The organism is Pseudomonas sp. PA-4-8C (assembly GCF_021606625.1).
Taxonomy (GTDB): Bacteria; Pseudomonadota; Gammaproteobacteria; order Pseudomonadales; family Pseudomonadaceae; genus Aquipseudomonas; species Aquipseudomonas lactis.
In genome coordinates, this window is record NZ_WKCD01000216.1 from 1 (window position 1) to 9,685 (window position 9,685).

General features: G+C 58.0%; 9 protein-coding genes. 1 reads left to right on the forward strand and 8 read right to left on the reverse strand.

Annotated elements, in window-relative coordinates; genetic code table 11:
* Window positions 1–108: 108 nt before the first annotated feature.
* Together GIW04_RS23085 and GIW04_RS23090 are read right to left on the reverse strand one after the other, a co-directional pair.
* Window positions 109–624: a single-stranded DNA-binding protein gene (locus GIW04_RS23085; RefSeq protein ID WP_003194626.1), complete on the reverse strand. Its 516-nt coding sequence runs from the start codon at window positions 622–624 to the stop codon at window positions 109–111.
* A gap of 9 nt (window positions 625–633) precedes the next feature.
* A complete protein-coding gene (locus GIW04_RS23090) occupies window positions 634–2,028 on the reverse strand; it encodes an MFS transporter (RefSeq protein WP_034133877.1) in 1,395 nt (464 codons plus the stop codon).
* A gap of 178 nt (window positions 2,029–2,206) precedes the next feature.
* On the opposite strand from GIW04_RS23090, the gene uvrA reads away from it, so the two are divergent.
* Window positions 2,207–5,041: an excinuclease ABC subunit UvrA gene (gene uvrA, locus GIW04_RS23095; RefSeq protein ID WP_003194630.1), complete on the forward strand. Its 2,835-nt coding sequence runs from the start codon at window positions 2,207–2,209 to the stop codon at window positions 5,039–5,041.
* A 66-nt stretch (window positions 5,042–5,107) separates the two neighbouring features.
* Here the strand turns inward: uvrA and bfr are convergent, their stop codons facing one another.
* The 6 genes from bfr to rpsK all read right to left on the reverse strand — a co-directional run.
* Complete coding sequence (gene bfr, locus GIW04_RS23100; RefSeq protein ID WP_003176400.1) at window positions 5,108–5,572, reverse strand: bacterioferritin; 465 nt, start codon at window positions 5,570–5,572, stop codon at window positions 5,108–5,110.
* A 155-nt stretch (window positions 5,573–5,727) separates the two neighbouring features.
* Complete coding sequence (locus GIW04_RS23105; RefSeq protein WP_120248731.1) at window positions 5,728–7,176, reverse strand: catalase; 1,449 nt, start codon at window positions 7,174–7,176, stop codon at window positions 5,728–5,730.
* Between the two features lie 238 nt (window positions 7,177–7,414).
* Window positions 7,415–7,801, reverse strand: coding sequence for a 50S ribosomal protein L17 (rplQ, locus tag GIW04_RS23110; protein WP_003176402.1), 387 nt, complete (start codon window positions 7,799–7,801; stop codon window positions 7,415–7,417).
* A gap of 41 nt (window positions 7,802–7,842) precedes the next feature.
* A complete protein-coding gene (locus tag GIW04_RS23115) occupies window positions 7,843–8,844 on the reverse strand; it encodes a DNA-directed RNA polymerase subunit alpha (RefSeq protein ID WP_003176403.1) in 1,002 nt (333 codons plus the stop codon).
* A 22-nt stretch (window positions 8,845–8,866) separates the two neighbouring features.
* Window positions 8,867–9,487 carry a 30S ribosomal protein S4 gene (rpsD, locus tag GIW04_RS23120; protein ID WP_003176404.1) on the reverse strand — a complete coding sequence of 207 codons (621 nt, stop codon included), beginning with the start codon at window positions 9,485–9,487 and terminating at the stop codon, window positions 8,867–8,869.
* 18 nt (window positions 9,488–9,505) lie between these two features.
* Window positions 9,506–9,685, reverse strand: a 180-nt coding sequence (rpsK, locus tag GIW04_RS23125) for a 30S ribosomal protein S11 (protein ID WP_236479223.1), incomplete at its 5' end; no start/stop codon positions are given.

A 9,685-nucleotide genomic window follows, 5' to 3' on the forward strand; every position in this document is an offset into this window, starting at 1 on the left:
CTGTTTGCACAAAGGCATCCCGTGCACCGACACCTGGGCATTGCCCATAAAAAACCCCCGATGCTTTCGCTATCGGGGGTTTTGTTTGTTCAGGGTCGGTCTTGGACCTTAGAACGGGATATCGTCATCAAAACTGTCGAAATCCGGAGCCGGTTGCGGAGCAGCCTGTTGTGGCGCTGGGCGCGACTCACGCTGTGGCTGCTGGCTTGGCTGCGGACGCGACTGCTGTGGGCGCGGTGCCGAGTTGGACATGCCGCCCTGGCCCTGTTGGTCGCCCTGTGGACGGCCGCCCAGCAGTTGCATGGTGCCTTGCATGTCGACCACGATTTCGGTGGTGTAACGCTTGATGCCGTCTTTTTCCCACTCACGGGTTTGCAGTTTGCCTTCGATGTACACCTGCGAACCTTTGCGCAGGTATTCACCGGCGATCTCTGCGACCTTGCCGAACAACGACACGCGGTGCCACTCGGTTTTCTCTTTGCGCTCGTTGGTCTGCTTGTCGGTCCACTGTTCGCTGGTCGCCAGGCTCAGGTTGGTCACAGCATTACCGTTAGGCAAGTAGCGAACTTCGGGATCCTGGCCGCAAGTACCGACCAATATGACTTTGTTAACCCCACGGGCCATAACGTTCTCCTAGGCTGGGCGCGCTGTCGGCACTGGGTTGACCAGTTGCTCGAGCGTCGCGCGATCCAATAATTCGGTGTCCAATTTGATGTAAATGGCCGCCTCTTCAGCGACCACCACTGCATCCGTTACCCCTACCACGGCCTTCAGGCGCTCGACCAGGCCGGCTTCGCGGATCGCCTCGGGCGATAGCGGCAAACGCAGGCTGGTGACGTAGGGAGGTTCGCGCATGGTAACAGCAAAGACCAGCCAAAGTGCAGCCAGCGCGGCGCATCCAAGGAACACAACCGACAAACCGCCATGCTGGAACATCCAGCCGCCCATGATACCGCCCAACGCGGAGCCCAGGAACTGGCTGGTGGAATACACCCCCATGGCCGTGCCCTTGCCGCCTGCCGGTGAAACTTTACTGATCAGTGACGGCAACGACGCCTCGAGCAGGTTGAACGCGGTGAAAAACACCACCGTGCCGATCACCAGTGCGCGCAGGCTGTCGCCGAACTGCCAGAAGAATAGTTCAGTGAGCATCAATGTCGCGACGGCGCCGAGTAAAACTCGTTTCATTTTGCGTTTCTTCTCGCCATAGATGATGAACGGGATCATGGCGAAGAACGAAATCAACAACGCAGTGAGGTAGACCCACCAGTGCTGTTCCTTGGGCAGCCCGGCTTTTTCCACCAGGGCCAGGGGCAAGGCGACGAAGCTGCACATCAGCATGGCGTGTAATACGAAGATACCTAAATCCAGGCGCAGCAGGTCCGGGTGCTTGAGCGTCGGCAGCAACGCCTTGCGTGCAACGCCCGATTCACGGTGCGCCAGGGTGCCGGTGGAGCGCGGCACCATAAACGCCACAATCAGGATGCCAAACAACGCCATGCCGCCCGTGGCCAGGAACAGCCCATGCAAGCCGAACGCGCGCGTGAGCAAGGGGCCGACCACCATGGCCACGGCAAACGACAGGCCGATGGTCATGCCGATCATCGCCATGGCCTTGGTGCGGTGTTGTTCGCGGGTCAGGTCCGAGAGCAGCGCCATCACGGCGGCGGAGATCGCACCGGCGCCCTGCAGGATGCGCCCGGCGATCACGCCCCAGATCGAATCGGACTGGGCCGCGAGCACACTGCCAAGGGCGAATACGATCAGCCCGAGATAGATCACCGGGCGACGGCCAATGCGGTCGGAAATAATCCCGAACGGAATCTGGAAAATCGCCTGGGTCAGGCCATAGGCGCCAATCGCCAGGCCGATCAAGGCGGGGGTGGCGCCTGCGAGATCCATCCCATAGGTGGCCAGCACCGGCAACACCATAAACATGCCCAGCATACGGAAGGCGAACACCAGGGCCAGCCCGCTTGCCGCTCGGGTCTCGCCGCTACTCATGCGTTCGCTGTGGGGATCGTGCATGGAAAAACCTCGTGTGAACCGGCGGCGATTCTACCAGTCCCATCGATTGAGAGGGTATATGCGGCGCTTTGCCGCGCAGCTTTCATGTAAGGCTGCAAGCGGCGTTTTGACAGTGTATATTCATCCAGTCTTTAGCCGTATACTCCGGCATCATTTACGCCCGCCGTGCGAGGCCATCTTGGACAAGATCCTGATTCGTGGGGCTAGAACCCACAACCTGAAGAACATCGACCTGACCCTGCCCCGGGACAAACTGATCGTCATCACCGGCTTGTCCGGCTCCGGCAAATCGTCCCTGGCGTTCGACACGCTGTATGCCGAAGGTCAGCGTCGCTATGTGGAATCGCTGTCGGCCTACGCCCGGCAGTTCCTGTCGATGATGGAAAAGCCCGATGTCGACACCATTGAAGGCCTGTCGCCGGCTATTTCCATCGAGCAGAAGTCCACGTCCCACAACCCGCGCTCTACCGTGGGTACCATTACCGAGATCTACGACTACCTGCGCCTGCTCTACGCACGCGTGGGTATCCCCCGTTGCCCGGACCACGATATCCCCCTGGAAGCCCAGACCGTCAGCCAGATGGTCGACCTGGTGCTGGCCCAGCCCGAAGGCGCCAAGCTGATGCTGCTGGCGCCCGTCATTCGCGAGCGCAAGGGTGAACACCTGTCGGTCTTCGAAGAGCTGCGGGCCCAGGGCTTCGTGCGAGCGCGCATCAACGGCAAGCTCTACGAGCTGGATGAAGCGCCGAAGCTGGACAAGCAGAAAAAGCACTCCATTGATGTGGTGGTGGACCGATTCAAGGTGCGCGCCGACCTGCAGCAGCGTTTGGCGGAATCGTTCGAAACCGCGCTGAAGCTGGCCGATGGCATTGCCCTGGTAGCGCCGATGGATGACGAGCCGGGCGAAGAGATCATCTTCTCCGCGCGGTTCGCCTGCCCGATTTGTGGCCATGCCATCAGTGAGCTGGAACCCAAGCTGTTTTCCTTCAACAACCCGGCCGGCGCCTGCCCGACCTGCGACGGCCTGGGTGTGAAGCAGTTTTTCGATATCAAGCGCCTGGTCAATGGCGAACTGACCTTGGCCGAGGGTGCGATACGCGGCTGGGACAGGCGTAACGTCTACTACTTCCAGATGCTTGGGTCGCTGGCGTCCCACTACAAGTTCAGCCTGGAAGTGCCGTTCAACCAATTGCCGGCAGACCAGCAGAAGGTCATTCTCAATGGCAGCGGTTCTCAGAACGTCGACTTCAAGTACCTGAACGACCGTGGCGATATCGTCAAGCGCTCGCACCCGTTCGAAGGCATCGTGCCGAACCTGGAACGCCGCTACCGCGAAACCGAATCGGCGAGCGTGCGCGAGGAGTTGGCGAAATTCCTCAGCACACAGCCTTGCCCGGATTGCCGTGGCACGCGTCTGCGCCGTGAAGCCCGGCATGTATGGGTAGGCGAGAAGACCCTGCCGGCAGTGACCAACCTGCCGATCGGCGATGCCTGTGAATACTTTGGCGTGCTGAAGCTGACCGGTCGTCGCGGGGAAATTGCCGACAAGATCCTCAAAGAGATTCGCGAGCGATTGCAGTTTCTGGTTAACGTGGGCTTGGACTATCTGTCGCTGGACCGCAGCGCCGATACCTTGTCTGGCGGTGAGGCACAGCGCATTCGCCTGGCCAGCCAGATTGGCGCCGGTCTTGTGGGCGTGCTGTATATCCTCGACGAGCCGTCGATTGGCTTGCACCAACGCGATAACGACCGCCTACTGGGCACGCTCAAACACCTGCGCGATATCGGCAATACCGTAATCGTGGTCGAGCATGATGAAGACGCTATCCGCCTGGCGGACTACGTGGTCGATATCGGCCCCGGCGCGGGCGTGCATGGTGGCCATATTGTTGCTGAAGGCACGCCTGCCGAGGTGATGGCACATCCTGATTCACTGACCGGCAAATACTTGTCCGGCCGTGTGAAAATTGAAGTACCCGCCAAGCGAACGCCGCGTAACAAGAAGATGGCGCTGCATCTCAAGGGCGCGCGCGGCAACAACCTGCGCAATGTCGACCTGGAGATTCCGCTGGGCCTGCTGACCTGCGTGACCGGTGTTTCCGGTTCGGGCAAGTCGACGCTGATCAACAACACCCTGTTCCCCCTGAGTGCCACCGCCCTGAACGGCGCGACCACCCTGGAAGCAGCGGCCCACGACAGCATCAAGGGCCTGGAGCATCTGGACAAGGTGGTCGATATCGACCAGAGCCCGATTGGGCGTACGCCGCGTTCAAACCCAGCCACCTACACCGGGCTGTTTACGCCTATCCGTGAGTTGTTCGCTGGCGTGCCAGAGTCGCGCTCACGAGGTTATGGGCCAGGCCGGTTCTCGTTCAACGTCAAGGGCGGGCGCTGTGAAGCGTGCCAGGGCGATGGCCTGATCAAGGTGGAGATGCACTTCCTGCCGGACATCTACGTGCCGTGCGATGTGTGCAAGAGCAAGCGCTACAACCGCGAGACCCTGGAGATCAAGTACAAGGGCAAGAGCATTCACGAGACCCTGGAAATGACCATCGAGGAAGCTCGCGAGTTCTTCGACGCAGTGCCGGCGTTGGCGCGCAAACTGCAGACGCTGATGGATGTGGGCCTGTCGTACATCAAGCTGGGGCAGTCCGCGACCACGCTGTCAGGTGGCGAGGCGCAGCGGGTCAAGCTGTCTCGCGAGCTGTCCAAGCGCGATACTGGCAAAACCTTGTACATCCTCGATGAGCCGACCACTGGCCTGCACTTTGCGGATATCCAGCAGTTGCTGGACGTACTCCACCGCTTGCGGGACCACGGCAATACCGTGGTGGTGATCGAGCACAACCTTGATGTGATCAAGACGGCCGACTGGCTGGTAGACCTGGGGCCGGAAGGTGGCTCGAAGGGTGGCCAGATCATCGCAGTGGGCACGCCGGAGCAGGTTTCCGAAATGCCTCAGTCGCACACCGGTTACTACCTGAAACCATTGCTGGAACGCGATCGGGCCTGATCTTTTCATCGTCCAATAAAAAGCCCCTGTCACTTTGCGGTGACAGGGGCTTTTTATAGCCGGGAATCAGAACTGCGATTGCAGGTAATTCTCCAGGCCGATCAGCTTGATCAGGCCCAACTGCTTTTCCAGCCAGTAGGTGTGATCTTCTTCGGTGTCATTCAACTGCACCCGCAGTATTTCCCGGGTGACATAGTCGTTGTGCTGCTCGCAAAGCTCGATGCCCTTGCAGAGTGCGGCACGGACCTTGTACTCAAGGCGAAGATCGGCAGCGAGCATGTCAGGCACTGTGGTACCCACGTCCAGATCATCAGGACGCATACGCGGCGTGCCTTCGAGCATCAGGATACGGCGCATCAGGGCGTCAGCGTGCTGTGCTTCTTCTTCCATCTCGTGGTTGATACGCTCGTAGAGCTCAGTAAAGCCCCAGTCTTCGTACATACGCGAATGGATGAAATATTGGTCACGAGCTGCCAGTTCGCCCGTCAGCAACGTGTTGAGGTAATCGATTACGTCGGGGTGACCTTGCATCGCCCTACATCTCCCTGCTTGAAAGACTGTAGTTTGAACCATGCTGACTTGAAGGTCACGGGACAAACGGCAGAAAAGTGAAGATTTCCGGAGAAAAGTAGCTGAAATAACGCAAAAACCGCCCAAATGAGGGCGGTTCTGCTTATCGTTTAGAGTCAGTTAAGCGATACACCCAGTGCCTTTGCGATTGCTTCTCCATAAGCCGGGTCAGCCTTATAGAAGTGCTGCAGTTGACGCTGGACCACGTCGCTGGAAACGCCACCCATAGCACCGGCGATGTTATTGGTGAGCAGGGCTTTCTGCTCATCATTCATCAGACGGAACAGCGCACCGGCGTGGCTGTAGTAGTCCGTGTCTTCACGATGATCGTAGCGATCAGCGGCGCCGCTCAGGGCCAGTGCCGGCTCTGCATACTGCGGGGCTTGTTTCGGTGCATCGGCATAGCTGTTTGGCTCGTAGTTCGGAGCCGCACCGCCGTTACTACCGAAAGCCATGGAGCCGTCACGCTGGTAGCTGTTAACCGGGCTACGTGGCGCGTTCACCGGCAGTTGCTGGTGGTTGGTGCCCACACGGTAGCGGTGCGCATCAGCGTAGGCGAAGACCCGGCCTTGCAGCATGCGGTCCGGCGACAGGCCAACGCCTGGGACCATATTGCTTGGGCCAAATGCGGCCTGCTCGACTTCGGCGAAGTAGTTCTGCGGATTACGATTGAGCTCCAACTCACCCACTTCAATCAAAGGGAATTCTTTTTGCGACCAGGTCTTGGTCACGTCAAACGGGTTCTCGTAATGAGCGTTTGCTTGAGCCTCAGTCATGATCTGGATGCAGACGCGCCATTTCGGGAAGTCACCGCGCTCGATCGCACCAAACAGATCACGCTGGGCGTAGTCAGGGTCGGTACCCGCCAGGCGTGCAGCCTCGGCCGGCGCCAGGTTCTTGATGCCTTGCTTGGTCTTGTAGTGCCACTTCACCCATTGGCGTTCGCCCTTGGCGTTGATCAGACTGTAAGTGTGGCTGCCGAAGCCGTGCATGTGACGGTAGCCGTCTGGGATGCCACGGTCCGAAAACAGAATGGTGACCTGGTGCAGCGCCTCCGGGGAATGCGACCAGAAATCCCACATCATTTGTGCGCTTTTCAGATTGCTTTGGGGCAGACGCTTCTGGGTGTGGATAAAGTCCGGGAATTTCAGCGGGTCACGGATAAAGAACACAGGGGTGTTGTTACCGACGATGTCCCAGTTACCTTCCTCGGTGTAGAACTTCAAGGCGAAGCCACGTGGATCGCGCTCAGTGTCAGCCGAACCACGCTCACCGCCTACGGTAGAAAAACGCAGGAACGTAGGCGTCTGCTTGCCAACGGACTCGAACAACTTGGCGCTGGTGTACTGGGTAATGTCTTTAGTTACAGTGAAGGTACCGTAGGCGCCCGAACCTTTGGCGTGCACGCGACGCTCAGGGATATTTTCACGGTTGAAGTGAGCGAGCTTCTCGATCAGGTGGAAATCGTCGAGCAACAAGGGGCCACGTGGGCCGGCGGAACGTGAGTTCTGGTTGTCCGCAACGGGTGCGCCGCTGGCGGTGGTAAGGACTTTATTCTGGCTCATGCGCAATCTTCCTCAGGTCGGACTTGGAACTGCCGGCTAATCGGCTTGGAGGGAGTATTGACCATCCACATGGCACCTACAAATTCATTAAATTGTAGGCTTCAATAGAAAATAACTACCAACATACCCAACGCTCATAGTGAAGCGTGTCGCTTGAGGATTCTTGTACGCAGCGCGCTTTTGTTACGCGCACAAAAAACCGGGCACTAGGCCCGGTTTCTCGTTGCAGCTTGTCGTCTTACTCGGCGCTTACAGCTTCGCCGGCAGTAGCACGATCAACCAACTCGACGTACGCCATAGGCGCGTTGTCGCCAGCGCGGAAACCGCACTTGAGGATGCGCAGGTAGCCACCCTCACGGGTAGCGTAACGCTTGCCCAGGTCGTTGAAGAGCTTACCAACGATAGCTTTCGAACGAGTACGGTCGAAAGCCAGACGGCGGTTAGCCAGGCTGTCTGTCTTGGCCAAAGTGATCAGCGGCTCAGCAACGCGACGCAGTTCTTTAGCTTTCGGCAGTGTAGTTTTGATCAGCTCGTGCTCGAACAGCGACACCGCCATGTTTTGGAACATGGCCTTGCGGTGCGAGCTGGTACGGCTCAGGTGACGACCACTTTTACGATGACGCATGGTTCATTCCTTACCAAACTCACGTTCGGTGATTACGACGATCAGGCAGTCGCCTTGTCGTCCTTCTTAAGACTTGCAGGCGGCCAGTTGTCGAGGCGCATGCCGAGGGACAGACCGCGGGAGGCCAGAACGTCCTTGATTTCAGTCAAGGATTTCTTGCCCAGGTTCGGAGTCTTCAACAGTTCTACTTCGGTGCGCTGGATCAGGTCACCGATGTAGTAAATGTTTTCCGCCTTAAGGCAGTTAGCCGAACGTACAGTCAGTTCCAGATCGTCAACCGGGCGAAGCAGGATCGGATCGATCTCGTCTTCCTGCTCGATTACCACTGGTTCGCTGTCACCTTTGAGGTCGACGAACGCAGCCAACTGCTGTTGCAGAATGGTTGCAGCGCGGCGGATAGCCTCTTCAGGATCCAGGGTACCGTTGGTTTCCAGATCAATAACCAGCTTGTCCAGGTTAGTACGCTGTTCGACACGGGCGTTTTCCACCACGTATGCGATACGGCGAACCGGGCTGAACGAAGAGTCAAGCTGCAAGCGACCAATGCTGCGGCTTTCGTCTTCATCGCTCTGACGCGAGTCGGCCGGTTCATAACCACGACCACGAGCTACAGTGAGCTTCATGTTCAGGGCGCCGTTAGACGCCAGGTTAGCGATTACGTGATCGGGGTTAACGATCTCGACATCATGATCCAGCTGAATATCGGCAGCGGTAACCACCCCCGAACCCTTCTTCGACAAGGTCAGCGTAACTTCGTCACGGCCGTGCAGCTTGATAGCCAGACCTTTAAGGTTCAACAGGATTTCAATTACGTCTTCCTGTACACCTTCGATGGCGCTGTACTCGTGGAGCACACCGTCAATCTCGGCCTCGACTACTGCACAGCCGGGCATTGAGGACAACAGGATGCGGCGCAGCGCGTTGCCCAGGGTGTGGCCAAAACCACGCTCGAGAGGCTCGAGAGTAATTTTGGCGCGGGTTGGACTGACAACCTGCACATCAATGTGGCGGGGTGTCAGGAACTCATTTACCGAAATCTGCATGGATGCACCTATTTTCTAGCCCTTACTTGGAGTAGAGCTCGACAATCAGGCTTTCGTTGATGTCGGCGGACAGATCACTGCGAGCAGGAACGTTCTTGAAAACGCCCGACTTCTTCTCAGTGTCTACTTCTACCCATTCTACGCGGCCACGTTGGGCACACAGATCGAGAGCTTGGACAATGCGAAGTTGGTTTTTTGCTTTCTCGCGAACTGCGACCACGTCACCAGCACGAACCTGGTAGGACGGAACGTTTACGGTCTGACCGTTAACGCTGATCGACTTGTGCGATACCAGCTGACGGGATTCGGCACGAGTCGAACCAAAGCCCATACGGTATACAACGTTGTCCAGACGGCATTCGAGCAGTTGCAGCAGGTTTTCACCGGTTGCACCTTTCTTGCCAGCAGCTTCTTTGTAGTAGCCGCTGAACTGACGCTCGAGAACGCCGTAGATACGACGGACCTTCTGCTTTTCACGCAGTTGGGTGCCGTAGTCGGACTGGCGACCGCGGCGTTGGCCGTGGATACCAGGTGCTGCTTCAATGTTGCACTTCGATTCGATCGCGCGCACGCCGCTCTTCAGGAAGAGATCGGTGCCTTCGCGACGAGCGAGTTTGCATTTTGGACCAATGTAACGAGCCATTCTTTACAATCTCCTGGATTACACGCGGCGCTTCTTCGGCGGACGGCACCCGTTGTGCGGGATTGGCGTCACGTCGGTGATGCTGGCGATCTTATAGCCACAGCCGTTCAAAGCACGGACAGCAGACTCACGACCTGGACCTGGACCCTTGACGTTAACGTCGAGGTTTTTCAGGCCATATTCCAGCGCAGCTTGACC

What these genes read in the sequence shown, in the direction of transcription:
- GIW04_RS23105 (WP_120248731.1), bottom strand. Translation starts at nt 7,176, where the DNA reads ATGAGCCAGAATAAAGTCCTTACCACCGCCAGCGGCGCACCCGTTGCG.
- GIW04_RS23090 (WP_034133877.1), bottom strand. Translation starts at nt 2,028, where the DNA reads ATGCACGATCCCCACAGCGAACGCATGAGTAGCGGCGAGACCCGAGCG.
- GIW04_RS23085 (WP_003194626.1), bottom strand. Translation starts at nt 624, where the DNA reads ATGGCCCGTGGGGTTAACAAAGTCATATTGGTCGGTACTTGCGGCCAG.
- GIW04_RS23115 (WP_003176403.1), bottom strand. Translation starts at nt 8,844, where the DNA reads ATGCAGATTTCGGTAAATGAGTTCCTGACACCCCGCCACATTGATGTG.
- rplQ (WP_003176402.1), bottom strand. Translation starts at nt 7,801, where the DNA reads ATGCGTCATCGTAAAAGTGGTCGTCACCTGAGCCGTACCAGCTCGCAC.
- bfr (WP_003176400.1), bottom strand. Translation starts at nt 5,572, where the DNA reads ATGCAAGGTCACCCCGACGTAATCGATTACCTCAACACGTTGCTGACG.
- rpsD (WP_003176404.1), bottom strand. Translation starts at nt 9,487, where the DNA reads ATGGCTCGTTACATTGGTCCAAAATGCAAACTCGCTCGTCGCGAAGGC.